Annotated in this window: 24 protein-coding genes and 1 pseudogene; 19 read left to right on the forward strand and 6 right to left on the reverse strand. The window is 57.6% G+C overall.

Annotated elements, in window-relative coordinates; translation table 11 throughout:
* Positions 1 to 47: 47 nt before the first annotated feature.
* The 4 genes from endA to metK all read right to left on the reverse strand — a co-directional run bounded on the left by endA (position 48) and on the right by metK (position 4370).
* Positions 48 to 755: a deoxyribonuclease I gene (gene endA, locus PYR66_03745; protein ID WEF28860.1), complete on the reverse strand. Its 708-nt coding sequence runs from the start codon at positions 753 to 755 to the stop codon at positions 48 to 50.
* Between the two features lie 94 nt (positions 756 to 849).
* A complete protein-coding gene (locus tag PYR66_03750) occupies positions 850 to 1350 on the reverse strand; it encodes a SprT family zinc-dependent metalloprotease (GenBank protein ID WEF28861.1) in 501 nt (166 codons plus the stop codon).
* A gap of 78 nt (positions 1351 to 1428) precedes the next feature.
* Positions 1429 to 2823 carry a sugar porter family MFS transporter gene (locus PYR66_03755; GenBank protein ID WEF28862.1) on the reverse strand — a complete coding sequence of 465 codons (1395 nt, stop codon included), beginning with the start codon at positions 2821 to 2823 and terminating at the stop codon, positions 1429 to 1431.
* 392 nt (positions 2824 to 3215) lie between these two features.
* On the reverse strand, positions 3216 to 4370 hold the full coding sequence (gene metK / locus PYR66_03760; protein ID WEF28863.1) for a methionine adenosyltransferase: 1155 nt from the start codon (positions 4368 to 4370) through the stop codon (positions 3216 to 3218).
* Between the two features lie 62 nt (positions 4371 to 4432).
* Here metK and PYR66_03765 point away from each other — a divergent pair, with 62 nt between their 5' ends.
* The 5 genes and pseudogenes from PYR66_03765 to speB all read left to right on the forward strand — a co-directional run bounded on the left by PYR66_03765 (position 4433) and on the right by speB (position 8312).
* A complete protein-coding gene (locus PYR66_03765; protein WEF28864.1) occupies positions 4433 to 4837 on the forward strand; it encodes a hypothetical protein in 405 nt (134 codons plus the stop codon).
* A gap of 50 nt (positions 4838 to 4887) precedes the next feature.
* Positions 4888 to 4986: pseudogene (locus tag PYR66_03770) on the forward strand (hypothetical protein).
* Between the two features lie 84 nt (positions 4987 to 5070).
* Complete coding sequence (gene yqgB, locus PYR66_03775) at positions 5071 to 5187, forward strand: acid stress response protein YqgB (protein WEF28865.1); 117 nt, start codon at positions 5071 to 5073, stop codon at positions 5185 to 5187.
* Positions 5188 to 5195: 8 nt separating this feature from the next.
* Positions 5196 to 7172, forward strand: a complete 1977-nt coding sequence (gene speA / locus PYR66_03780; GenBank protein ID WEF28866.1) for a biosynthetic arginine decarboxylase — start codon at positions 5196 to 5198, stop codon at positions 7170 to 7172.
* A 219-nt stretch (positions 7173 to 7391) separates the two neighbouring features.
* Positions 7392 to 8312 (forward strand): agmatinase, encoded by a 921-nt coding sequence (gene speB, locus PYR66_03785; protein ID WEF28867.1) that lies wholly within the window; start codon positions 7392 to 7394, stop codon positions 8310 to 8312.
* Positions 8313 to 8314: 2 nt separating this feature from the next.
* Here the strand turns inward: speB and PYR66_03790 are convergent, their stop codons facing one another.
* Positions 8315 to 9526: an MFS transporter gene (locus PYR66_03790; protein ID WEF28868.1), complete on the reverse strand. Its 1212-nt coding sequence runs from the start codon at positions 9524 to 9526 to the stop codon at positions 8315 to 8317.
* A gap of 426 nt (positions 9527 to 9952) precedes the next feature.
* Here PYR66_03790 and PYR66_03795 point away from each other — a divergent pair, with 426 nt between their 5' ends.
* The 14 genes from PYR66_03795 (at position 9953) to PYR66_03860 (ending at position 22666) form a co-directional block, all read left to right on the forward strand.
* Positions 9953 to 10276: a non-heme iron oxygenase ferredoxin subunit gene (locus tag PYR66_03795; GenBank protein WEF28869.1), complete on the forward strand. Its 324-nt coding sequence runs from the start codon at positions 9953 to 9955 to the stop codon at positions 10274 to 10276.
* Positions 10273 to 10581 (forward strand): hypothetical protein, encoded by a 309-nt coding sequence (locus PYR66_03800; GenBank protein ID WEF28870.1) that lies wholly within the window; start codon positions 10273 to 10275, stop codon positions 10579 to 10581. The genes PYR66_03795 and PYR66_03800 overlap by 4 nt, the downstream gene beginning before the upstream one ends.
* Positions 10582 to 10591: 10 nt before the next feature.
* Positions 10592 to 11614, forward strand: a complete 1023-nt coding sequence (locus PYR66_03805) for an aromatic ring-hydroxylating dioxygenase subunit alpha (protein ID WEF28871.1) — start codon at positions 10592 to 10594, stop codon at positions 11612 to 11614.
* Complete coding sequence (locus PYR66_03810; protein ID WEF28872.1) at positions 11614 to 12363, forward strand: SDR family oxidoreductase; 750 nt, start codon at positions 11614 to 11616, stop codon at positions 12361 to 12363. Before PYR66_03805 ends, PYR66_03810 begins: the two co-directional genes overlap by 1 nt.
* A 13-nt stretch (positions 12364 to 12376) precedes the next feature.
* Entirely contained in the window at positions 12377 to 13165 is a 789-nt protein-coding gene (locus tag PYR66_03815; protein WEF28873.1) for an IclR family transcriptional regulator, read from the forward strand.
* An 88-nt stretch (positions 13166 to 13253) separates the two neighbouring features.
* Positions 13254 to 14180 carry a VOC family protein gene (locus PYR66_03820; GenBank protein ID WEF28874.1) on the forward strand — a complete coding sequence of 309 codons (927 nt, stop codon included), beginning with the start codon at positions 13254 to 13256 and terminating at the stop codon, positions 14178 to 14180.
* Positions 14177 to 15373: an FAD-dependent oxidoreductase gene (locus tag PYR66_03825; protein WEF28875.1), complete on the forward strand. Its 1197-nt coding sequence runs from the start codon at positions 14177 to 14179 to the stop codon at positions 15371 to 15373. Before PYR66_03820 ends, PYR66_03825 begins: the two co-directional genes overlap by 4 nt.
* Positions 15374 to 15399: 26 nt before the next feature.
* On the forward strand, positions 15400 to 16653 hold the full coding sequence (locus PYR66_03830; GenBank protein WEF28876.1) for an MFS transporter: 1254 nt from the start codon (positions 15400 to 15402) through the stop codon (positions 16651 to 16653).
* 10 nt (positions 16654 to 16663) lie between these two features.
* On the forward strand, positions 16664 to 17194 hold the full coding sequence (locus PYR66_03835; protein ID WEF28877.1) for a cupin domain-containing protein: 531 nt from the start codon (positions 16664 to 16666) through the stop codon (positions 17192 to 17194).
* Positions 17195 to 17203: 9 nt separating this feature from the next.
* On the forward strand, positions 17204 to 17974 hold the full coding sequence (locus PYR66_03840; protein ID WEF30348.1) for an alpha/beta hydrolase: 771 nt from the start codon (positions 17204 to 17206) through the stop codon (positions 17972 to 17974).
* A complete protein-coding gene (locus PYR66_03845) occupies positions 17958 to 18752 on the forward strand; it encodes an SDR family oxidoreductase (protein ID WEF28878.1) in 795 nt (264 codons plus the stop codon). The genes PYR66_03840 and PYR66_03845 overlap by 17 nt, the downstream gene beginning before the upstream one ends.
* Positions 18753 to 18761: 9 nt before the next feature.
* Positions 18762 to 19526 (forward strand): aspartate dehydrogenase, encoded by a 765-nt coding sequence (locus PYR66_03850; protein ID WEF28879.1) that lies wholly within the window; start codon positions 18762 to 18764, stop codon positions 19524 to 19526.
* Between the two features lie 15 nt (positions 19527 to 19541).
* The gene (locus PYR66_03855) at positions 19542 to 21011 is read left to right on the forward strand and encodes an aldehyde dehydrogenase (protein WEF28880.1); all 1470 of its coding nucleotides are present in this window, start codon (positions 19542 to 19544) and stop codon (positions 21009 to 21011) included.
* Between the two features lie 14 nt (positions 21012 to 21025).
* Positions 21026 to 22666, forward strand: a complete 1641-nt coding sequence (locus PYR66_03860; GenBank protein WEF28881.1) for a thiamine pyrophosphate-binding protein — start codon at positions 21026 to 21028, stop codon at positions 22664 to 22666.
* Positions 22667 to 22878: 212 nt separating this feature from the next.
* Here the strand turns inward: PYR66_03860 and PYR66_03865 are convergent, their stop codons facing one another.
* Positions 22879 to 24147, reverse strand: a complete 1269-nt coding sequence (locus PYR66_03865) for an OprD family outer membrane porin (protein WEF28882.1) — start codon at positions 24145 to 24147, stop codon at positions 22879 to 22881.
* Between the last annotated feature and the right edge of the window lie 356 nt (positions 24148 to 24503).

A 24503-nucleotide genomic window follows, 5' to 3' on the forward strand; every position in this document is an offset into this window, starting at 1 on the left:
GACAGGGAAGACGCTGTTTGCAAATTAACAATTGCCGCTAGTGTAGGTTAGCTCTTTTGCGCCTGGCAAGCCTGTTGGACGTAAGGGTTATGGTTGCCCTGAACTTTCGCGATGCGTTCGTCGCGTTCGCACTCCCAGGAGGTCACCGGATACTGCTTATCCCAGGCGGTAAATAGCTGGGTTTGCTGGCGGGAAAGATTCAACTGATAACGATCGCGCATATAGAAGTAGGTGCGGGCGATGGAACCGCGGGCGCGTACCGGCGGTTCGGCGACCTTATCTTTAAAGTCAACCTTCATGGCGCACTGACCGTACTGGCCTTCGCCGCCGTTCCACTGACTGTACATAAAGTTGCCGCGGTCGCCGTTCACCTCGCCGACGGCAGGCTGCAGATTATGCATATCGCTTTCCATCTTACGGTATTCGGGATCCCTGGCGCAGTTCTTACGCCCGCCATCCTGCCAGCACTGGCGCTGGTGGCCGAATTGCCATGCCGGGACCACATGTTCCCATTCGACCCGGCTGGCGCGGTTTTCGTTTTTACGCACTTTATAGCCGCAAGATTCCAGATCGATAACACCTTTTTTACCCTGCCAGTCGATTTTACAGCCGCAATAAAAGTCGCCAGGGACGTCGGCGTTCACTTTTACGCCAGCGGTTTTCGCCTGGGAAAAACTATTAATACCTGCAGCCGCAAGCGGGCTGCTGACTGCCGCGCTTAATAACGCTGCGGCAAAAATATGTATACGGGACATCGTAAACTCCGTGTCAAAACGAGCCCGCAACGTAGCGAATGAGGGTGTTAGATGCAATCAGTCAGATCAGAAAGTTTCCAATTAATTCTGAAGGTTATTTTTCAGCCACTAACAGATCGCCGCAGCGGACGCAGCGGTAAGTGGCTTCACCGCGCACCACGCGATTATGGCGACGGACGGTTAGTTGATGCTGCTGACACTGGCAGCGATAGGGGAAGGTATTCTGGCGTACCGAATCGAGTTCGAAACGATGGGTACGGCGGGCGGGAACGCCAAGTACGCTCTCCATCATCCATTTCCATTCTTTACCGTGCGGCGCGACCCGGCCAAAGTGTTTCCATACCAGCAGGTGCGCCAGCTCATGCGGCACCACTTCATCGATAAACGCCTGCTGGTTTTCCAGCAGCAGTACGGGGTTAAGGCGGATCTCGTTTTTCTCCAGCCACGCGGTGCCGGCAGAGGTGCCGCGCTGCTGATAGACCAGCGTCGGTTCCGCATAATGGCGTTCCAACTTGAGATTGGCGTTGGCGAGATGTTCCCTCAGGCTACGCATGACGGCCTGTTGAATGGCTATGGGAATACGGGACGTTTTCATAGCGCCAGAGAATAGTGCGCGGCGCGGAGGAGAGCAAGAAGAAGCTTCCTCCCGGGGAGGGAGGAAGCGGAGAGAAGATTACTCGCGCGCGCCAATTTCGCGCAGCGGGCGACCCTGCATCAGGTTACGTTCAATATGTTCCAGAGAGACGTTTTTGGTTTCCGGAATCAGCCAGATCGTTAGCAGGATAAACAGCACGTTCAGACCGCCGTAGACCCAGAAGGTGTTGGCGCTGCCAAGAGAATTCAGCATAGTCAGGAAGGTGGCGCCGACAATCATATTGGCAATCCAGTTTGTCGCGGTGGAGCAGGTGATACCGAAATCGCGGCCTTTCAGCGGCTGGATTTCAGAGCACAATACCCAAATCAACGGACCGGCGCTCATCGCGAAGCCAACGATAAACATCAGCAGCATCAGGACCGCGACGTACTGCGCGGCGGCGGAGTGAATACCGACATGCATCATGCTGCCCAGCACACCCATACCGACGGCCATCACGATAAAGCCGAGGATCAGCGTCGGTTTACGGCCCCAGCGGTCGACCAGACCGATAGCGATGAAGGTGGCCAGTACGTTGGTCAGGCCGACAATCACGGTGCCCCACATCTGCTCGGTGGTGTTGGCATAGCCCGCCAGTTCAAAAATCTTCGGTGCGTAATACATGATGACGTTCATCCCGGTGAACTGCTGCATGACCTGCAGCAGCACGCCGAGGAACACCGCGCGGCGGAAGTTGCTGTTCTCTTTGAACAGCGCCCAACCGGACTGTTTCACTTTCAGGCTTTCGCGGATTTCATCCAGCTCGCGTTTCGCTTCAGCGCTGGTATCACGCAGGCGCAGCAGGACGCGTTCGGCATCGACGAAGCGGCGTTTGGCGGCGAACCAGCGCGGGCTATCCGGCAGGAAAATCACGCCGATCAGCAGCAGGATTGCCGGGATGATAATCACGCCGAGCATCCAGCGCCACGCGCCGGTATAGCTGAAGGCGGTATCGGAGAGATAAGCGCCGAGAATACCGATGGTAATCATCAACTGGTACATCGAAATCATACTGCCGCGGATTTTCTCCGGCGCGATTTCCGACAGGTACAGCGGCGCGGTATAAGAAGCGACGCCAACTGCCAGGCCCAGCAGTATGCGGGAAATCAGCAGGATTTCGACGTTCGGCGCGGCGGCGGAGAACAGCGAACCGGCCACGAACAGGATCGCGCCGATCATCAGGCTTTTCTTACGACCCAGTTTGAAGGAGAGCCAGCCGCTGCCGACGGCGCCAACGGCGGCGCCGAACATCATCGAGCTGACCACCCATTCCTGAGTATGCGCACTGATCTGGAATTCATGGGCAATGAACGGTAAGGCGCCGGCAATGACCCCGATATCAAGGCCGAATAGCAGGCCGGCCAGCGCGGCGAGGAAACAGACAAAGAACGTCATCGTCTTGTTCGAACGCCCTTGTTTTTTGTTGTCAGGCATAACGCCCTCCAGTTGAGTTATTGATTCTGTCGATGTTTAGAGTAGGGAAGTGGAGGACAAAAAAATGTGATTCCAATCACGACTGTGTAATCGGTTACACTAAGGTAAAGATATGTAATCTATAAAAACATATCTAAATCATATAGATAAATAGCATTTATTGCCCATAGGATTACGCCGAAATAACGATTTTCGACATCTCATGTAACATTGTGAAAAGAGTTGCCGTTGGCGAAGCGCTAATGCAATGCAGGCTTTATTCCTGATATGTAATCGCTTTCATTAAGTGAAGAATATAAAACGCAGGCGTCATGATAACGCGTTGGCAGGGGGAGTCTGGCGCAACAAAAAGGCCAGCGCGAGGCTGGCCTTCAGCAGTAAAGCGGGGGGGCTTATTTCAGGCCAGCCGCTTCGCGCAGCAGGGCGGCTTTGTCGGTTTTTTCCCATGGGAAATGTTCGCGACCAAAGTGACCGTAAGCGGCGGTTTCTTTGTAGATCGGGTGCAGCAGGTCCAGCATCTGAATCAGGCCGTACGGACGCAGGTCGAAGAACTCGCGCACCAGCAGGGTCAGTTGTTCAGAAGGCACTTTTTCAGTACCGAAGGTCTCAACCATGATGGAGGTCGGTTCAGCGACGCCGATGGCGTAGGAGACCTGAATCTCACAACGGTCTGCGAGGCCTGCGGCAACGATGTTTTTCGCCACATAACGCGCCGCGTAGGCTGCGGAACGGTCAACTTTAGACGGATCCTTACCGGAGAACGCGCCGCCGCCGTGACGAGCCATGCCGCCGTAGGTATCAACGATGATCTTACGACCGGTCAGACCGCAGTCGCCCATCGGTCCGCCAATAACGAAGCGCCCGGTTGGGTTGATGAAGAACTTGGTAGACGCATTCAGCCATTCGGTCGGCAGAACCGGCTTGATGATCTCTTCCATCACTGCTTCCTGCAGGGATTTCTGGTCGATATCTTCTGCGTGTTGGGTAGAAAGCACGACTGCATCGATGCCGACGATTTTGCCGTCGTCATACTGGAAGGTCACCTGGCTTTTCGCATCCGGACGCAGCCACGGCAGGGTGCCGTTTTTACGCACTTCAGCCTGACGCTGCACCAGGCGGTGAGCGTAGGTGATCGGCGCTGGCATCAGCACGTCGGTTTCGTTGGTAGCATAGCCAAACATCAGGCCCTGGTCGCCTGCGCCCTGTTCCAACGGATCGGCACGGTCAACGCCCTGGTTGATGTCCGGAGACTGTTTACCAATGGCGCTCAGTACGGCGCAAGAGTTGGCATCAAAGCCCATATCGGAATGCACGTAGCCAATTTCACGAACCGTGTTACGGGTGATCTCTTCGATATCGACCCATGCGCTGGTGGTGATTTCGCCGCCAACCAGAACCATGCCGGTTTTGACATAGGTTTCACACGCTACGCGCGCTTTCGGATCCTGTTCAAGGATCGCGTCCAGCACGGCGTCGGAGATTTGGTCAGCAATTTTATCTGGATGCCCTTCTGATACGGACTCGGACGTAAAGAGGTGTTTTGCCATGTTTTATTTTACCTGTGGAGTATTCGTGTAGCTCATACTGTTGTGTAGAGAGGCTTTGATGGATGACCCTACCAAAGCTTGCAGGTAGTGACACGAGCAGTCTGAGTGTTAATCAGTATAGATGGATTAACTTCTGGACGGCTATTTTAGGTCAGAACTTCATCGCATTTCCACATTTTTTTGACGTCACCCGCATTAATGGAAAAATCGGAGTGGAAATTTTTCCTGACAACCCCGGCAAGGGGCGTATTTTTATTTTGCATTTTACCCCGCTTCTCGGTATAAAACGCCGCGCGCGGCTCATTAAAAAAAGCGCACGAAGCACACCTCGTGACGCCACTTCCAGCCGGGTTAAGCAGTCTGTTTTTACAGAGTCCCGCAGCGGCATTTATGTCGGCTGTTCGGAAAGTATAGCTTTGGCTTGTCGCTGGCCCGTTTCGGGGCAGTGTGGAGGTGATAGTAGATAATGAACCCACGTTTTTCGCCTGATTCGTCGCGTCGTTCTGTCGCGCATTTATTTCCCGCAATCTGCATCTCTTTCGTGCAAACCTGCCGATGTTCTACCCATCTCGGCGCTTCTCAGGATCTCAGGGCCACCAGGCTTACTGAAAACTGAACAAGGGCGCTCTTGCGATAGCAAGGGTTTTCTCGTGGTTTCTCCGGACTGTCATATCAGGTTCGGGTACGTGTTTTACTATATATGAATAAGAAACCGGTCGCGCAGCCACAGTGCCAGCACTATCTGCTGAGATTAAAGGCTGTTCATGGGTTGTTATCGCGTCTGTCGACTGCGATAGTAGTCAATATTACAAGTTGAGGTTCGCTATGTCTGACGACATGTCTTTGGGTTCGCCTTCGTCAGCAGGCGAACACGGTGTATTACGTTCCATGCAGGAGGTTGCGATGAGCTCCCAGGAAGCCAGCAAAATGCTACGTACCTACAATATTGCCTGGTGGGGTAATAACTATTACGACGTTAACGAACTGGGCCATATCAGCGTTTGCCCGGATCCGGACGTCCCGGAAGCGCGCGTCGACCTTGCAGAGCTGGTCAAAGCGCGTGAAGCCCAGGGACAACGCCTGCCGGCGCTGTTCTGCTTCCCGCAGATCCTGCAACATCGTCTGCGTTCGATTAACGCCGCGTTTAAGCGCGCGCGCGAATCCTACGGCTACAACGGCGACTACTTCCTGGTCTACCCGATCAAGGTAAACCAGCACCGCCGCGTGATTGAATCATTAATCCACTCCGGCGAACCGCTGGGGCTGGAAGCCGGTTCGAAAGCCGAACTGATGGCGGTACTGGCGCACGCGGGCATGACCCGCAGCGTGATTGTCTGCAACGGCTATAAAGACCGTGAATACATCCGCCTGGCGCTGGTGGGCGAGAAGATGGGCCACAAGGTCTATCTGGTCATCGAGAAGATGTCGGAAATCGCTATCGTGCTGGAAGAAGCGGAGCGTCTGAACGTCGTGCCGCGTCTTGGCGTGCGTGCGCGTCTGGCCTCGCAGGGCTCCGGTAAATGGCAGTCCTCCGGCGGCGAGAAATCGAAATTCGGCCTCGCGGCGACGCAGGTTCTGCAACTGGTCGAGATTCTGCGCTCGGCAGGGCATCTGGATAGCCTGCAGCTACTGCACTTCCATTTGGGGTCGCAGATGGCCAATATTCGCGATATCGCCACCGGCGTGCGTGAATCGGCGCGTTTCTACGTCGAACTGCATAAGCTGGGCGTCAACATCCAGTGTTTCGACGTCGGCGGCGGTTTAGGCGTGGACTACGAAGGGACCCGCTCGCAGTCCGACTGCTCGGTCAACTATGGCCTGAATGAATATGCCAACAATATCATTTGGGCAATCGGCGATGCCTGTGAAGAAAATGGCCTGCCGCACCCGACGGTGATCACCGAATCCGGCCGCGCGGTGACCGCGCACCACACCGTGCTGGTGTCCAACATCATCGGCGTTGAGCGTAACGAATACACCGAGGCGACCCCGCCAGCGAATGACGCTGCGCGTCCGCTGCAGAGTATGTGGGAAACCTGGTTGGAGATGCACGAAACCGGCAATCGTCGCTCGCTGCGCGAATGGCTGCACGACAGCCAGATGGATCTGCACGATATTCATATCGGCTATTCCTCCGGTACGTTCAATCTGCAGGAGCGCGCGTGGGCAGAACAGCTGTATCTGAACATGTGCCATGAAGTGCAGAAGCAGCTCGACCCGAGCAACCGCGCGCATCGTCCGATTATCGACGAGCTGCAGGAACGTATGGCGGATAAAATCTACGTCAACTTCTCGCTGTTCCAGTCGATGCCGGATGCCTGGGGTATCGATCAGCTGTTCCCGGTGATGCCGCTGGAAGGGCTGAACCAGTCGCCGGAACGTCGTGCGGTGCTGCTGGATATCACCTGTGACTCCGATGGCGCGATCGATCATTACGTCGATGGCGACGGTATCGCCACCACCATGCCGATGCCGGAATACGACCCGGAGAACCCGCCAATGCTGGGCTTCTTTATGGTCGGCGCCTATCAGGAGATCCTCGGCAACATGCACAACCTGTTCGGCGACACCGAAGCGGTAGACGTCTTCGTCTTCCCTGACGGCAGCGTTGAGGTTGAGCTTTCCGATGAGGGCGATACCGTGGCGGATATGCTGCAGTACGTGCAGCTGGATCCGAATACGCTGCTGACCCAGTTCCGCGATCAGGTGAAAAACACCGGCCTCGACGCCGAGCTGCAGCAGCAGTTCCTCGAAGAGTTTGAAGCAGGGCTGTACGGATACACTTATCTGGAAGACGAGTAATCGTTGTTACCCGGCGGCGCTGCGCTTGCCGGGCCTACGGGCGTAAGCCAGCGGCCGGTTCGGCGTTTGCTATACTCTCTTGAACCCGTATGAATTAACGGCGATAATTCACTCCAATAAGCGATTTACGAATCAATCCCTTCCTCGTCGGGTTTAACGACGCGGAGGGGATTTTTTTTCATCTGTTTTTAATGTATCGACTTTAAAAGAGGTCAGGACATGAGCACTTTAGGTCATCAATACGATAACTCCCTGGTATCCAACGCATTTGGTTTTCTGCGTCTGCCGATGAACTTCATGCCGTATGACAGCGACGCGGATTGGGTCATCACCGGCGTACCGTTCGATATGGCGACCTCCGGGCGCGCAGGCGGCCGTCATGGCCCGGCGGCTATCCGCCAGGTTTCGACCAACCTCGCCTGGGAACACAACCGCTTCCCGTGGAACTTCGACATGCGCGAGCGCCTGAATGTCGTGGACTGCGGCGATCTGGTGTATGCCTTCGGCGACGCGCGCGAAATGAGTGAGAAGCTGCAGGCCCATGCCGAGAAGCTGCTGGCGGCCGGTAAGCGCATGCTCTCCTTCGGCGGCGACCACTTCGTCACGCTGCCGCTGCTGCGCGCCCACGCTAAGCACTTTGGCAAAATGGCGCTGGTGCACTTCGATGCCCATACCGATACCTACGCGAACGGCTGTGAATTTGACCACGGCACCATGTTCTACACCGCGCCGAACGAAGGGCTGATCGATCCGAACCACTCCGTGCAGATTGGTATCCGTACCGAATTCGACAAAGACAACGGTTTTACCGTGCTTGATGCCGGTCAGGTTAACGATCGCGGCGTCGATGACATTATTGCTCAGGTGAAGAAGATCGTCGGCGACATGCCGGTATACCTGACCTTTGATATCGACTGTCTGGATCCGGCGTTTGCCCCGGGGACCGGTACGCCGGTGATCGGCGGGCTGACCTCCGACCGCGCGATCAAACTGGTGCGCGGCCTGAAGGATCTGAATATCGTCGGGATGGATGTGGTGGAAGTGGCTCCGGCCTATGACCAGTCCGAAATCACCGCCCTGGCGGCGGCGACTCTGGCGCTGGAGATGCTTTATATTCAGGCGGCGAAGAAAGGCGAATAGTTTTAAGCGTTTACTGCTGCTGCGCGACGCATACGCAGCAGCAGTACCCCTCCGGCGCACAGCGTCATCAGCTGCGATACCACCAGCACTGAAAATCCTGAACTCACCGATCCTGCCGATTTCATCACCATTCCCATCAACAGCGGAATAAACGCCGCGCAGATATTGCCAATGCCGTTAATGATCCCATAAGCGCTGCCTACCGCTTCACGCGGGGCATGGTGCTGGACGACCGCCGGGATCGCCGCCCCCTGCAATCCCCAGAAAACGTTCGCCGACAGCATAAACAGCGCCAGCATCGCCGGCTGCTGGCTGAGCATCAGTGCCAGCACTGAAAGAGCGGTCAGCAGACCGCCGATGATAAACAGCAGCGGCGCCTGCTCCGGGCGCATCTTATCGAGGATCACCCCGCCGAGAAGTTTCGATCCCAGACTCAGCAGGAAAGGCATTGCCGCCAATAGGCCGGTTGCCTGCAGCGAAAAGTGATGTTCGTCGCGCAGCCAGGCCGGCAACCAGGCGCTGCTGCCCCACAGATAGCTGAGGGTGGCGATCTCCACCAGCAGGATCCAGCCGAGCAACGGCGTGCGCCAGGCGAGAGCAAAGGTCTGGATAAAGCCCGGTTTCGCACGGCGTTCACTGATTGCAGGGGCGGGGAGAAAGCGCCAGATTAAGCCGCCGCCGAGGAGCAGGTTCAACAATGCCAGGGCGTAAAACGACCCCATCCACCCGACGTGGGCCATCAGCCAGGTGACCAGCGGGAAACCCACCGCCAGCCCCAGCGACACGCCGAGCGCAGTCACGGCGTTGGGTTTACCAATCTCATCGGCGGCGAAGTTATCGCTGATAAAGCGGGTTTTCAGTGAAAATAGCGGCCCTTCGGCAACCCCTAGTATGATCCGCGCGATTAACATTCCCATCAGCGAGCCCAGCAGCGGCGATATCGCGCAAACCAGCGCCCATATAGCAATACTGCTTAACAATCCCTGACGGTAATGCAGTTTACTTTCTATAACCGGAGTTAATAATAATGCCGAAAATCCATAACCCAGAAGAAAGCATGTCATCAGCATGCCTTGTAACATTCTGTTTTCATTTAACTGAAAGTGCGTGGCAAAATCGGGGTTGAGAATCATCACGGAGATATTTACCCGATCGATGTAGGAAATAATTATTAACAAAAGTAATGCTATTGTTCCTTGCCATCTTGCCGCCATGATTTTTCTCTTCTCTCGATTTAATAAATGTTGATTATTATTTTTTTACGGCGGAAATAGTCACTATTGTAAAATGGTTCACCAGTGAAACTCATTGTTTATAAACAATAAATTTAACTATTGTTTCATAGGTGAAACTCTCTATCTCGCCATCATGCTCATTTTTAATGATCGTCATAAAAAGAAGTCAATAGCTAAATACAAAATCTGAAGCGGCCGTTTTATTTATGATGGATCACCGCTTTAAATATCATCATTTCATCTGGCTGCATTTTTTCGTGATCGATTGCACAGTTAGCTAATTAAACCGCCGATCATTAACAACTCTGTCACATTAACGCTTGACGAAATATTCATCGCTTTTATATTGACCGTATTAAATAAGAAACAGAGTTTCATATATGAAACAAAGCCTGGAGGATTGCGATGAGCTGGATAGGCGTATGTGACGCGGAGCAAGTACAGGAAGATTTCCCATTTAGCGGCAATATCGACGGTAAAGAAATCGGTATTTATCTGATTGATGGTGAGTATTACGCGCTGGAAGACGTGTGCCCTCATGCTTATGCGTTATTGAGCCAGGGCTTTGTCGAGGACGGTAAGGTGGAGTGTCCGCTGCATGAAGCGGTATTCGACGTCAAAACCGGCCAATGTCTTCACGGCCCTGGCGGCCGTAACCTGAATCGTTACCCGGTGCGGGTCTACGACAATCAGATCCAGATTACCTTTATCGAGGAGAACGTGGCATGAGCGAATCCCTGGACTTCAACCCGGCGCTGCCGGAAAGCCGTCAGTTTACGCCGCCGGCGGAAGGCGGCAACGGCAATATTCATAAGCCTGGCGACTACCACAATCTGATCTGGCAAACCCGCAGCCGGGTGCCGGAAAACTGGGAGCTTCAGCTTATCGCCACCCTGGAAACGCTCTTTGAGCAGGGCGCGGAAAGCCTGGGCGAGCTGGTGAACGGCCTGAACGGCGTCAGAATGCACGACCAGCAGGGTGAACCGTGGAGCGAAAGCAGCTTCCAGGCATTTTTGCAGGTAAACGGATACTGAGGACACAGCGATGACGACAACGGTACAAAACTATCTTGATAAAGGGTTACGCGGCCTGTGGTATCCGGTACTGGCGAGCTGGGAAGTGCAGTCAGCGCCGGTGGGCATTACCCGCCTCGGCGAGCAGATCGTGGTCTGGCGTAATAAAGACGGTCAGGTGCAGGCGCTGGAAGACCGCTGCCCGCACCGCGGCGCGCGCCTGTCGATGGGCTGGAACTTAGGCGATCGTATTGCCTGTTGGTACCACGGCGTGGAAGTGGCCGGCAACGGCGAAGTGAAAGACGTTCCGGCGGTTGATCGCTGCCCGTTGGTCGGCCAGCAGTGCGTTCGCAGCTACAACGTGCAGGAAGCGCACGGCGCTATTTTCCTGTGGTTCGGCGTCACCGCTGACCAGCAGCCTGATGAACTGAGCTTCCCGGAAGAACTGGCCGATAGCGACAAATACAGCAACTTCTTGTGTACCGCGGCGTGGAAATGTAACTACCAGTACGCGCTGGAAAACGTGATGGATCCGATGCACGGTACCTATCTGCACTCCTCATCGCACTCGATGGCGGAAGGCGATCGCAAAGCCGACATGGTGCTGCAACCGACGAAAACCGGCTTTATCTTCGAGAAAAAAGGGCAGAGCGGCGTCAACTTCGACTGGGTCGAGCTGGGCAACAGCGGGACCTACTGGATGCGCCTGTCTATCCCGTACAAAAAACGTTTTGGACCGGGCGGCCACTTCTGGATCGTCGGCATGGTGGTTCCGGAAGATAACGATAACTGCCGCGTCTTCTTCTGGCGTATCCGCGGCGTGCAGGGTTGGCAGCGCGATCTGTGGCGCTTCATGTACCGCAACCGTCTGGAAAAGCTGCATTGGGAAGTGCTTGAACAGGATCGCGTGGTGCTGGAAAGCCTGGCGCCGAATGCCCGCGACCACGAATACCTTTATCAGCATGACGTCGGCCTTTCCCGCCTGCGCCGCATGATGCAGAAAGCGGCGAAAGAGCAGCTGGCGGTCCGTGAAGAACAGCAGGGAGCAGCCTGATGAGCGCTCTGCTGAACGGTAAACGCATTGTCGTCAGCGGTGCGGCGCGCGGTTTGGGCTATCACTTCGCCGAAGCCTGCGCCGAACAGGGAGCGGCGGTGGTGATGTGCGACATTCTGCAGGGCGAGTTGGCGGAAAGCGCGCACCGCTTGCAGGAGAAGGGCTACCGTATCGAATCCCACGTTATCGATCTGGCCAGCGGCGAGTCGATCGACCAGGTCTTCAGCGCTATCGGCGCGCAGGGACCGATTGATGGTTTAGTCAATAACGCGGCGATGGCCACCGGCGTCGGCGGCAAAAATATGATCGATTACGATCCGGATCTGTGGGATCGGGTGATGACGGTCAACGTCAAAGGCACCTGGCTGGTGACCCGCGCGGCGGTACCGTTGCTGCGTGAAGGATCCGGGATCGTCAACGTCGCCTCGGATACCGCGTTGTGGGGCGCGCCGCGGCTGATGGCCTATGTCGCCAGTAAAGGCGCGGTCATTGCGATGACCCGCTCAATGGCCCGCGAATTGGGTGAAAAACGGATCCGCATCAACGCCATCGCACCGGGACTGACTCGCGTCGAGGCCACGGAATACGTGCCCGCCGAGCGTCATCAGCTGTATGAAAATGGTCGCGCGCTCAGCGGCGCGCAGCAGCCGGAAGATGTCACCGGCAGCGTGGTTTGGCTACTCAGCGAGCTGTCGCGGTTTATTACCGGCCAGCTGATCCCGGTCAATGGCGGTTTTGTCTTTAACTAATCAGTGAGGCGGTATGGCAAACGATCAGGAAGTGAAGTACCTGGTGCCGGGTCTTGAGCGCGGCTTACAGCTGCTGCTGGCTTTTGGCGAGCAGCATCGCGATCTGACCTTTGCCGAGCTGCATCGGCTGGTGGATATGCCGAAAGCGACTGCCTACCGCGTGGTGCAGACGCTGGAATATATGGGGTTCCTCGAACGTAACACGCGTACGAACACCTTCTCGCTGGGGATGAACGTACTGCGTCTGGGCTTTGAATATATCGCCTCGCTGGATGTCGCCCAGGTAGGCCAGCCGGTTGTCGAGCAACTGCGCGATATCAGCCAGTGCAGCAGCCACCTGGCGATCCGCGATGGTCGCGACATCATCTATATCGCCCGCGTCAGCGCCGCCGGTTCGCGGATTAATCAGGTCAGCGTCGGGACACGGCTGCCGGTGCACTGCACGTCGCTTGGCCGCATGCTGCTGACCGATGTGCCGCGCAGCGAGTTTGAACAGCTGTTCCCGGATGAACGGCTGCCGGGCAACACTCCGGGCCAGTTGTACGATCGCGAAGCGCTGTGGCACATGGTGCAGCAGGATAAAGCCCGCGGCTACGTGATTGGCGAATCGTTCTTCCGCCACGGCATCTCGTCGATTGTTTATCCGGTGTATGACCGCAGCGGCCGGGTAGCGGCGGTGGTCAGTATTCTGGTGCCGTCGGACGAGATCCCGCAAAGCGATCGCGAGCGGCTACAGAACGACGTCAGCATGGCGGCGGATAAAATTTCCGGTTTCCTGGGGTATTTGTCTCAGGCAAGTTAAATCAACAACTTAACGGCAGGCGCTTGAGTGCGTCGGGCATGTTTTACGCCCAAATTTGGGCGAATGAACGGTAAAGAGGCGACGAACAATGAGTATTACCGGAATTGAAAAGCTGGAATTTGGCGTAGATGACCTGAGCCATAGCGCTAAATTTATGCACGATTTTGGCCTGACTGGCGACGCCAGCGGGCGTGCGTTTACTACACTCAGCGGCGCGCGCGTCGAGCTTAATCCAACCGACGCCGCCGACCTGCCGCCGGCTTTTGAAGCGGGCAATACGCTACGCCGCATGACCTGGGGCGTAGCGGACCAGGCGGCGCTGGATGCGCTGCGCCCGAAGCTTGCGCAGCAACCCGGCTTCCGTGACGTTGATGGCGCGCTGGAATGCCGCGATCCCAACGGCATGACGCTGCGGGTGCAGGTCAGCCAGCAGACGGCGGTGGAACTGAACGTCGAGCCCATCAACCAGTGGGGCGATGTTCGCCGCATCGATACCCCGAGCCCGGTTTACGACCGCGCGCAGCCAATCAACGTCGGCCATGTGGTGTTTTTCGTTGAAGAGTTGGCGGCGGTGGAAAGCTTCTACCGCGAAGTGCTCGGCTTCCAGGTCTCAGACCGCTACATCAACCGTGCGGTGTTCCTGCGCTGCGGCGTACGCGGCGGCCACCACAATCTCTTCTTGTTGCAATTGCCGAATCGTAAACGCGGGCTTAACCATGTCGCGTTTACCGTGCGCGATATTCATGAAGTGATCGGCGGCGGCATTGCGATGAACAAAAATGAGTGGAGCACCTTTATCGGCCCAGGTCGTCACCCGGTTTCTTCCGCTTATTTCTGGTACGTCAACAGCCCGACCGGCGGCGCTTTTGAGTACTACACCAACGATGACTACCTGACGGAGAACTGGCAGCCGCGCGAGTTGGAACACTCATTAGTCTCCTTTACCGAATGGGCGGTGGAAGGCGGTATTGACCACGATACCCGTCGCCAGCAGAAAAAACCGGAGGCGGTATGACGGCGCGGATTGTGATTATCGGCGGCGGCCAGGCGGGCGGCTGGGCAGCGAAAACGCTGCGTGATGAAGGATTTAACGGCGAGATTTGCGTGGTCGCCGAAGAAGAATGGGACTTTTACGAGCGCCCGCCGTTGTCGAAAGCGGCACTGCTGGAAGCCGAGCCAACGCTGCCGCGCTTATTCAGCGAAGAGGCGCAGCAGGCGTTGAACCTCACCTGGTTCCGCCCGCTGCGTGCGGAATCTATCGATCGCGATAATAAAACGCTGGCGCTCGGCAACGGCGAAACGCTGGCTTATGACCAACTGCTGATCGCCACCGGCGGCCGCGCGCGCCTGCCGGGCGACGCCTGGGCGCAGCATCCGCAGGTTTATACCCTGCGTCACTGGCAGGATGCGCAGCGCCTGAAGCAGCAGCTGGCGTCGGCCACGCGCCTGGCGATCGTCGGCGGCGGCTGGATCGGCCTCGAAATCGCCGCCTCGGCGCGTAAATGCGGCGTCGCGGTGACGCTTTACGAGCAGCAACCCGCGCTGTGCATGCGCTCGGTGAGCGCGGAAGTCTCGCAGGCGCTGGCGCAACTGCACCGCGAGCAGGGTGTAGATATCCGCTGCGGCTGCGGCGCGCTGGAACTGGAAGATGATGACGGTCTGCCGACGCTGCACTGCGACGGCCAGCGGGAAACCTTCGACGCGGTGGTCGTGGGGATCGGCGTCGATCTGAATCTCGAACTGGCGCGCGAGGCCGGTCTGGCGATTGAACGCGGGATCGTTGTCGATGCGCAGGGTCGTAGCAGCGATGCGGCGATTTTCGCCGCCGGCGATGTCGCCCAACACCATCAATACGGTCTGTGCATTCAGTCGTGGGCCTTCGCGCAAAATCAGGCGGTCGCAACGGCGAAAGCGATGCTCAATTCGCAGGCCGACGGCTACGACGAAGCGCCGTGGCTATGGTCGGATCAATACGATCGCAATATCCAGATCCTCGGCATACCGCAGGCGGGCAGCCGTACCATCGTGCGCGACGATCCGAAGGGAGCGCTTTATTTCTCCCTTAATGCCGATGGGCGCTTAAGCCAACTGGTGGCGTTTAACGATGCGCGCACCGTCAAGCTGGCGAAGCGCTGGATGGCGGCGGGGAGGGATCTTTCGGACGTTCCGCTCGCCGATCTGACTTTCTCGCTGATGTCATTGCGATAAACCACGCGAACCCTTAAGGGGGAGACATGACCACATTAGAGACTAACGCCGCGCCAGCTGAGGCGAGCGGCGAGGGTGTCCGCACGCCTGAAAAGGCGGTTCGCTGGGCCATTCCGCTGTCGCTGCTGTCATGCGTACTGCTGGCATTCTTCGACAAAATCAGCATTGCCGCACTGTTTTCCGATAGCCACTTCCAGCAGGCGATGGGGATCGATTTTGACACCACCCGGCTAGGCATTCTGATGAGCGCCTTCCTGCTGAGCTACGGTTTCTCTTCGGTGCTGTTAAGCGGCCTGGGCGACCGTATCGCGCCGCTGCGTTTACTCACCGGGATGATGGCGGTGTGGTGCGTGTTGATGGTGATGATGGGCTTCACCCACAACTATGCGCTGATGGTGACGCTGCGCGTTCTGCTGGGGATCGCCGAAGGGCCGCTGTTCCCGCTGGCGTTCGCCGTGGTGCGCCACACGTTCCCGCAGCATCTGCAGGCTCGCGCCACCATGCTGTGGCTGCTCGGTACGCCGGTGGGCGCGGCGATCGGCTTCCCGCTGTCGATTTGGCTGCTTAACACCTTTGGCTGGCAGAGTACCTTCTTTGCGATGGCGATGCTGACGGTGCCGGTACTGATTTTTGTGCGTATCGGACTGCGTGGGGTGCAACTGGCGGCAAAAACCAGCAGCACAGCCTCGCAGGAAGAGCGCCGCAGCGCGCGCCGCGAGCTGTTTGTTAGCCCGCACTTCTGGATGATCTGCATCTTCAACATCGCTTTTCTCGCCTATCTGTGGGGGATCAACGGCTGGCTGCCGGGTTATCTGATTAAAGGCAAAGGCATTCATCTTGAGCACGCCGGTTGGATGTCGTCGATGCCGTTTATCGCCATGTTGCTTGGCGAAATCATCGGCGCCTGGCTGTCTGACCGCGTCGATAAGCGCGCCGCCGCCTGCTTTATTTCCCTGGCGGGCGCGGGAATCGGCCTGGCGGCGGTGATGCACTTCACGACCCCGCTGCCGGTGATCGCGGCGATGAGCTTTAGCACCTTTATGTGGGGCACCGGTGCGCCGAACATTTTCGCGCTGCTGGCTAAAGCGACCCATCCACGGGTCAGCGCCACGGCGGGTGGGATTTTCAACGGGCTGGGAAACTTTGCCGGGGCGTTATCGCCGGCGGTGATGGGCGCGCTTATCGCCTTCACTCATAGCATGGATTCCGGGCTGATTTTTCTGGCGGTGATGGCGGCGGTGGGCTGCGTCCTGTTACTGCCGCTGCTGAGACGTTACTGAGGATAAAACGATGACTGATTCAACCGTAACTGCAAAACAGGGTCTGAAACCTGAACATCTGACGATGGAAGAGTGGGTGGAGTCGCGTATCGCGCGCTTTGAAGGCCGTAAATACGACTGGAATGCGCTGAAGTTCCAGGCCGATTTCGACCCGAAATATCGCCGTGCGCAGATGCGCTACATCGGTACCGGCGCCACCGGCGTCGCCAGCGACACCAATACCGTCCAGGCGGAGCATTTCACCTTCTCCACCATGGTGTTGCCGTCCAAATGCGAAGGCCCGCTGCATCTGCATGATGATGTGGAAGAGGTGTTCTTCATGCTCAAAGGGCAGATCACCCTGATGATTCAGGATGGCGACAACTACACCGAGACTGTGCTGCGCGAACGCGACCTGATTTCGGTACCGGCCGGTATTTACCGCGGGTTGTTCAACCACGGCGAAGAAGAGGCGCTGATGTGCGTGATGCTTGGTACGCCGAAGCCGCATATTCCGACCTACCCGGAAGATCATCCGCTGTCGAAAGTAAAACGTAACTAAGGAGCCATGATGACGGGTTTTCGTGAACAAGGAAGCGGCATTCCGCTGACGCTGCTGCACGGCATCAGTTCCGGTGCAGCCTCCTGGCATAAACAGATGGCGTTGCCCGGCTACCGCGTACTGGCCTGGGACATGCCCGGTTATGGCGAAAGCCCGATGCTCCCGACGGCGCAGGCGGACGCCGGCGATTACGCCGACGCGCTGGCGCGGATGTTGGATCGCGCCGGGGTGCGACAAACCGTACTGGTCGGCCATTCTCTGGGCGCGCTGGTGGCGGCCGCTTTTGCCGCGAAATATCCACAACGCGTGCTTTACCTGGTGCTCGCCGATGTTGCGCAGGGCTACGGTCAGGCGGAGGCCGGGCAGCGGGAAAAAGTCTGGCAGGGACGTCAGCAGCAGATGGCGCAGGGCGGCGAGGCGATGGCGCAGGGGCGGGCGGCGAAGCTGTTGCGTCCCGGCGCGCGCGAGACCGATGTGGCGACGGTGGCGGCAGGCATGCGCAGGCTGCGCAGCGAAGGTTATCTCGCCGCAGCCTGGATGCTGGCGCATGACGACATTCACCGCTGGCTTGCCGACTACCGCGGCCGCTTTGCCGTGTGGTGCGGCGAACAAGATGCCATTACCCAGCCGGAGCTGGTGCAAGGGGTCGCGCTGCGCTATGGCGTACCTTATACCGCCATCCCGCGGGCCGGGCACGCCAGCTATCTCGATAACGAAACGTTTTTTAACCAACAGCTTTTACGCATAGAGGAAGAGGTGCGCGATGAATGCACAAATTGAAGGACGCGTCGCGGTGGTCACCGGCGGATCGTCAGGGATCGGCTTCGAGACGTTGCGTCTGCTGCTGGGCGAAGGGGCGAAAGTCGCCTTTTGCGGCCGCAATCCAGACCGGCTGGCCAGCGCCCACGCGGCGCTGCAGAACGAATATCCTGAAGGAGAGGTGTTTTCCTGGCGCTGCGATGTCCTGAATGAAACGGAGGTTCAGGAGTTTGCTGCCGCGGTAGCCGCGCGTTTCGGCGGTGCCGACATGCTGATTAACAACGCCGGCCAGGGCTATGTCGCCCACTTCGCCGATACGCCGCGCGAAGCCTGGCTGCACGAAGCCGAACTGAAACTGTTCGGGGTAATCAATCCGGTGAAGGCCTTTCAGCCGCAGCTTGAGCAGTCGGATATCGCCTCTATCACCTGCGTGAACTCGCTGCTGGCGCTGCAGCCGGAAGAGCACATGATCGCCACCTCCGCTGCCCGCGCGGCGTTGCTCAATATGACGTTGACCCTGTCGAAAGAGCTGGTCGATAAAGGCATTCGCGTGAATTCGATTCTGTTGGGGATGGTTGAATCCGGGCAGTGGCAGCGCCGTTTCGAAAATCGCAGCGATAAGAGCCAGAGCTGGCCGCAGTGGACTGCTGATATTGCCCGTAAGCGTGGGATCCCGATGGCGCGCCTCGGCAAGCCGCAGGAACCGGCGCAGGCGCTGCTGTTTCTCGCTTCGCCGCTGGCATCATTCACCACCGGCGCGGCGCTGGATGTTTCCGGCGGCTTCTGCCGCCACCTGTAAGGAAAGAACATGAAAAAGGTCATGTTAATTGGCTACGGCGCGATGGCGCAGGCGGTCATTGAACGCTTGCCGTCAGGCGTGGCTCTGGGATGGATCGTTGCGCGCGAACCGCATCATGAGGCCATTCGCCAGCAGTTTGGCCAGACGGTAACGCCGCTCAGCGATCCGCTGCAATGCGATGAGACACCTGATCTGGTGCTGGAATGCGCCAGCCAGCAGGCGGTGGCGCAGTACGGCGAAGCGGTGCTGGCTCGCGGCTGGCATCTGGCGGTGATCTCGACCGGCGCGCTAGCCGATAGCGAGCTGGAACAACGCTTACGTCAGGCGGGCGGTAAGCTGACGCTGTTGGCCGGCGCGGTCGCTGCGATCGATGGCCTGGCGGCGGCGAAAGAGGGCGGCCTTGAGCGGGTGACCTATCAGTCGCGTAAGAGCCCGGCCAGCTGGCGCGGCAGCTATGCCGAGCAGCTTATTGACCTCAACGCGGTCAATGAAGCGCGCATTTTCTTTGAGGGCAGCGCGCGCGAAGCGGCGCGGCTGTTCCCGGCGAATGCCAACGTGGCGGCGACGATTGCGCTGGGCGGCATTGGTCTTGACGCCACCCGGGTGCAACTGATGGTGGATCCGGCGACCCAACGCAACACCCATACGCTACATGCTGAAGGGCTGTTCGGCGAGTTTCATCTGGAATTGAGCGGATTGCCGCTCGCCAGCAATCCGAAAACATCGACCCTGGCGGCACTGAGCGCGGTACGCGCCTGTCGCGAACTGGCGTAATGCAGAGAGGCTGAGATGGACGAATTAGATATTTTTATCGGCGGCCAGTGGCGGCGCGGCGGCGGCAACCTGATGCACAGCCAGTTTCCGGCGGATGGCTCCGTTAACGCGGCGCTGCATGCGGCAAGCCTCGACGATCTGGAAGAGGCGATCGACTGCGCGGATCGCGCCTGGCGGGAACCGACGTGGCGCGCGATGCTGCCACATCAGCGGGCGAAGATCCTGCATAAGGTTGCCGATCTGATTGAAGCGCAAGCCGATGAATTAACCCGCAAGCAGAGCCGCGACAACGGCAAGCCACTGGCGGAAACGCGCGGACTGGTGATGAGCGCGGCGGGCACCGCACGCTATTTTGCCGCCGCCTGCGAACTGCTGGAAGGCGAACTGCCGACGCCGCGTCAGGCGGATCTGCTGACCCTTAGCCGTTATGAAGCGCTGGGCGTGGTGGCGGCGATCACCCCGTGGAACTCGCCGATCGCCAGCGAAATGCAGAAGGTTGCGCCAGCGATCGCCGCTGGTAACGCGGTGATCCTCAAACCGGCGGAAGCGACGCCGCTGATGGCGCTGGAACTGGCGAAGATCTTTGAACAGGCCGGACTGCCAGCCGGGTTACTCAGCGTACTGCCGGGGAAAGGATCGATTATTGGCGATGCGCTGGCTCGTCATCCTAAAGTGCGCAAAATTTCCTTCACCGGCGGCACCAGCACCGGACGCCATCTGGCGCACGTAGCGGCGGAAAAACTGATTCCGGCATCGCTGGAGCTGGGCGGAAAATCGCCAACCATCGTCCTGGAAGACGCGGATATCGAACAGGCGGCACGGGGCATCTGCTACGGCATTTTCAGCTCTGGCGGCCAGGCCTGCATCGCGGGTTCGCGTTTGTTTGTCCATGAAAAAGTGTATTCGCCATTAATGTCCCGGCTGCTGGAATTAACCCGCGGTCTGCGGGTCGGCCATCCGTTTAGCGCCGATACCCACGTTGGACCGCTGATTAACGACAAGCACCGCCAGAGCGTGCTGGAGTACGTCGAACTGGCGAAGCGCGAAGGCGGCAATGTGCTGTGCGGCGGCGAGATCCCGGCGGATCCGGCGCTGGCGACAGGCAGCTATTTCCAGCCGACGATCATTGAGGGATTGAATAACCAGGCTCGCGTCTGTCAGGAAGAGATCTTTGGACCGGTGCTGGTGGCGATGCGCTTTAGCGATGAAGCGACGCTGATCCGCGAAGCCAACGATTCGGTCTTCGGGCTGGCGGCAGGGATCTGGACGCGCGATACCGGCCGCGCTCTGCGTCTGAGCGAACAACTGGAAGCCGGTACGGTGTGGATCAACACCTACAAGGTTTTCTCCATTTCGACCCCGTTTGGGGGCTTTAAAGAGAGCGGCCTGGGCCGCGAAAAAGGTATCCAGGGTCTGAAAGCCTGGATGCAACAAAAGAGCATTTATCTGGCGACGGGTAATAGCGTCAACCGCTGGTGCGACTGAGAAAAGGGTAAGTTATGAGCGAAATGATTACCGTCGGCGATGCCATCGCCAGAACGCTGGAGCAGTATCACGTTGAAGCCATCTATGGCGTCATTTCTATTCACAACCTGCCGATTGCCGATGCCGTCGGCCAGCGGGAAAAAATCCGCTTTGTCCCGGCGCGCGGCGAAGCCGGTTCGGTGACCATGGCCGACGCCCACGGGCGTTTTTCCGGGTTGGGCGTCGCATTGACCAGTACCGGCGCAGGCGCGGGCAACGCGGTCGGCGCGCTGGTGGAGGCGATGAACGCCTGTACGCCGTTGCTGCACCTTACCGGACAAGTCGAAAAGGCCTGGCTGGATGCCGACACCGGCTTTATCCATGAAACCCGCGATCAGCTGACCTTCCTGAAAGCCAGCTCGAAGCGCGCTTATCGCATCAGCAACGCCAACCAGGCGGTGGCTATCCTGCATAAAGCGATTCAGGAAGCGCAAACGCCGCCGTGCGGCCCGGTCTCGGTGGAGATCCCCATTGATATTCAAAGTGCGAAAATTCCGCTTTCTCTGCTTACCGCGCCGTTAAAAACCGCCCCGTCTGCGGCACCGGAAGCGTCGATGGTTGATGCGCTGTGGACTCAACTTAAGCAGGCGAAGCAGCCGCTGCTGTGGCTCGGCGGCGGCGCTTTAGAGAGCGGTGAAGCCGTGAAAGCGCTCGCGGATGCCGGGGTGACAGTGATTTCCAGCACCCATGGCCGCGGTATCCTGGCGGATAGTCATCGCGCCAGCCTGCGCGCGTTCCATAATTCACCGTCGGTTGAAGCGCTGATCTCACAATGTGATTTCACCCTGGTTGCCGGTTCGCGACTGCGCAGTAACGAAACGCGCTCATGGACGCTGGAACTACCGACGCCGCGGGTGCAGATTGATATCGATCCGGCGGCGGCTAGCCGTAACTACCTGATGGACAATACGTTGGTCGCGGACTGCCGCGCGTTATTAAGCGCGCTGGCGGAGAGAGTGCAGGGCAGAATGTGGGGTAACGCGCAGTGGGATAACCAGCTTAAAGAAGCGGTGGCGGTCGCGGAACATGGGCTGCGCGAACAGTGCGGCGCCTATGCCAAATTGAATGATGCGATTGCTCAGGCGTTGCCGGATGACGGTATTCTGGTACGTGATATTACCGTGTCCGGCAGCCTGTGGGGCAGCCGTCTGTTCCGTGCGCATGGCCCGCTGATGAATATTCATTCGCTGGCAGGCGCCATCGGCATGGGGCTGCCGATGGCGATCGGCACCGCGATTGCCAATCCGCAGCACAAAGTGGTCGGCCTGGTCGGCGACGGCGGCCTGAGCCTGAACCTTGGCGAACTGGCGACGCTGGCGCAGGAGAAGGCGAACGTGACGCTGCTGATTATGAATGACGGCGGCTACGGCGTGATGCGCGGCATTCAGGATAAGTATTTTGGTGGCCGTCAGTATTACAACGAGCTGCATACTCCGGACTTTACGCTGTTGGCGCAGGCGATCGGCCTGCAGGCGTGGAGCGTTGAGCGGGCGGAGGATTTCCAGGCGGTGATGACCGAAGCGCTGGCGATGCCGGGGCCGTCGGTGGTGGAAATCAAAATGGGCCAGATCGGCGCGCTGCGCTTTGCCGGTCCGCCGCAGAAGACGTTGTATTAATTTGAGGAATAGCGTCATTTCCAGGGCAATTCCCGGCTTGCACTGCGTTTAGCTGGGCTACCGACTGCCCGCTCATCCGTAAAATAGACCCCAACCCTCTCCCCCTTCCAGGGAGAGGGTACCGTGCGGCACAGGGGGTTAATCAAGGCGCCGGACGGTTGCTCCTGCGCGTCGGGAGAGGGCCGGTTCGCAGGAGAGGGTTCATTGCAGGGTTAAAACACGTTAAACGGATATTCGACGTAGAACCGCACTTCATTACCGCTGACGTTATAGTCGCTGGCATTGCTGGAAACGCGCAGCACCGAGTAGCGCAATCTGAATTTCAAATCCTTCGCTACGCCGTTTTGTACCTGGTACTGCAACTGGTTGAACCATTCGTGTTCTTTACCATTGCTGGTTTCCGCGGTTTTAATGTTATCGCCGCGTACGTAGGCAGTGGTCCAGGTCAGTCCTGGTAAACCCAGTCCGGCAAAATCCAGTCCATAAGATGCTTGCCAGGAACGTTCATCTTCGCCGTTAAAATCGGACCAATAGGAGTTGGCCAGCCAGATGGTGTTGCCGCCGTCGCCGACGCCGCCCTGATTCTGATAACCGCCGTAGTGGTAGCCGGTACTGCCGCTGCTCTGTTGGTATGCGACTTTAAAGGTGTGGATATCCCAGATATAGCTGGCGGCCAGGCTCCAGATGCTGTTGCTGCGCCCGGTATCATTGGCATCGGCATATTTTTGATCCAGCCGTGAGTTGTAGCCGTTGAAATCCAGCACCAGCTGCTGGTCGGCGGCGAATGGCTGCTTGTAGTTCAGGCCGAGATACTGCTTATTCAGCACATCTTCGACGTGTGAAGCGTATAGCGCGCCGCTGAACTGGTCGTTGAATTGATAGCTGGCGCCGCCGAAGGCCAGGCTCTTCAGGCCGCTGTTGTGGCTGTCGTCGCTTTTGCGCTGCTGATCGGTGAGGTAACCGGCATTAATTTCCAGACCGTCAATTTCTCTGGAGGTCAGCATCGTGCCGGTGTAGCTCTCGTACAGCAGGCGTGAGTCGTCGGCGTAGACGATAGGCAGCATCGGACGCTGGCTGCCGTAGCTCAGTACCGTATTGGAGAAGCGCATTTTGGCGGTGGCGCCGAATTTAGCGAGGTCAGATTTTGCGCGGCCATCGTCATCCTGGGCGAAAAAGTCGATGCCGCCCGCGCCGCTGCGGCCGCGACCGCCGTCAAGCCGCACAGCGTACTGTGCAATGCCGTCAACGCCGAAACCGACTGGCCCCTGGGTAAAGCCGGATGCGAAGGTGGCGATGATACCCTGACCCCATTCAGCTTTATCCGCCAGGCCATCGCGATAGTCGCGCTTGATATAAGCGTTGCGTAAAAAGAGATCCAGGTGGCTGTCTTCAATAAAACCCTGACTATTTGATTGTTGGCTGGCAAAGGCTGGTGCGGCGATAATAATGCCAAGTGCGATTAACGATAATTCTTTTCTCACTGAGGGTACATCTCTGTCTGTCGATATATTCAAGGGAATGACTTCAACTCAGATATTCTCCTGAAATAATGTCAAAAGCAATCATTGTGTGAGCAGATATATCGGCAAGAAACAGGTTGTATGCCACATGGCGCCAGTCTTCAGGCTGCAAGGGTGGACTATTTATTATCTGGGGGAAGGGGGTTCTGAAAGACGGATCATGTGCGGCATTTTTAATTTACCAAATAATATTTTTCTCAGCAGAGGGAGAAGAAATAATTGGCTGCGATGAGTCCTGGTAATAATTAACGGTTTGTGCGCTTAAGTTATCAATTAATGCGGCTAAATATTTTCCTCTGATATATAAAAAAGGGAGG

This window comes from Klebsiella aerogenes (assembly GCA_029027985.1).
Taxonomy (GTDB): domain Bacteria; phylum Pseudomonadota; class Gammaproteobacteria; order Enterobacterales; family Enterobacteriaceae; genus Klebsiella; species Klebsiella aerogenes_A.

Bases quoted from the DNA above. Each gene is read 5' to 3' on its own strand.
- PYR66_03820 (WEF28874.1), top strand. From the start codon at position 13,254: ATGAGTATTACCGGAATTGAAAAGCTGGAATTTGGCGTAGATGACCTG.
- PYR66_03845 (WEF28878.1), top strand. From the start codon at position 17,958: ATGAATGCACAAATTGAAGGACGCGTCGCGGTGGTCACCGGCGGATCG.
- PYR66_03860 (WEF28881.1), top strand. From the start codon at position 21,026: ATGAGCGAAATGATTACCGTCGGCGATGCCATCGCCAGAACGCTGGAG.
- PYR66_03750 (WEF28861.1), bottom strand. From the start codon at position 1,350: ATGAAAACGTCCCGTATTCCCATAGCCATTCAACAGGCCGTCATGCGT.
- speB (WEF28867.1), top strand. From the start codon at position 7,392: ATGAGCACTTTAGGTCATCAATACGATAACTCCCTGGTATCCAACGCA.
- PYR66_03815 (WEF28873.1), top strand. From the start codon at position 12,377: ATGGCAAACGATCAGGAAGTGAAGTACCTGGTGCCGGGTCTTGAGCGC.
- PYR66_03800 (WEF28870.1), top strand. From the start codon at position 10,273: ATGAGCGAATCCCTGGACTTCAACCCGGCGCTGCCGGAAAGCCGTCAG.
- metK (WEF28863.1), bottom strand. From the start codon at position 4,370: ATGGCAAAACACCTCTTTACGTCCGAGTCCGTATCAGAAGGGCATCCA.
- endA (WEF28860.1), bottom strand. From the start codon at position 755: ATGTCCCGTATACATATTTTTGCCGCAGCGTTATTAAGCGCGGCAGTC.
- PYR66_03805 (WEF28871.1), top strand. From the start codon at position 10,592: ATGACGACAACGGTACAAAACTATCTTGATAAAGGGTTACGCGGCCTG.
- PYR66_03835 (WEF28877.1), top strand. From the start codon at position 16,664: ATGACTGATTCAACCGTAACTGCAAAACAGGGTCTGAAACCTGAACAT.
- PYR66_03855 (WEF28880.1), top strand. From the start codon at position 19,542: ATGGACGAATTAGATATTTTTATCGGCGGCCAGTGGCGGCGCGGCGGC.
- PYR66_03830 (WEF28876.1), top strand. From the start codon at position 15,400: ATGACCACATTAGAGACTAACGCCGCGCCAGCTGAGGCGAGCGGCGAG.
- PYR66_03755 (WEF28862.1), bottom strand. From the start codon at position 2,823: ATGCCTGACAACAAAAAACAAGGGCGTTCGAACAAGACGATGACGTTC.
- PYR66_03850 (WEF28879.1), top strand. From the start codon at position 18,762: ATGAAAAAGGTCATGTTAATTGGCTACGGCGCGATGGCGCAGGCGGTC.
- PYR66_03795 (WEF28869.1), top strand. From the start codon at position 9,953: ATGAGCTGGATAGGCGTATGTGACGCGGAGCAAGTACAGGAAGATTTC.
- PYR66_03765 (WEF28864.1), top strand. From the start codon at position 4,433: ATGACCCTACCAAAGCTTGCAGGTAGTGACACGAGCAGTCTGAGTGTT.
- PYR66_03790 (WEF28868.1), bottom strand. From the start codon at position 9,526: ATGGCGGCAAGATGGCAAGGAACAATAGCATTACTTTTGTTAATAATT.
- speA (WEF28866.1), top strand. From the start codon at position 5,196: ATGTCTGACGACATGTCTTTGGGTTCGCCTTCGTCAGCAGGCGAACAC.
- yqgB (WEF28865.1), top strand. From the start codon at position 5,071: ATGAATAAGAAACCGGTCGCGCAGCCACAGTGCCAGCACTATCTGCTG.
- PYR66_03810 (WEF28872.1), top strand. From the start codon at position 11,614: ATGAGCGCTCTGCTGAACGGTAAACGCATTGTCGTCAGCGGTGCGGCG.
- PYR66_03840 (WEF30348.1), top strand. From the start codon at position 17,204: ATGACGGGTTTTCGTGAACAAGGAAGCGGCATTCCGCTGACGCTGCTG.
- PYR66_03825 (WEF28875.1), top strand. From the start codon at position 14,177: ATGACGGCGCGGATTGTGATTATCGGCGGCGGCCAGGCGGGCGGCTGG.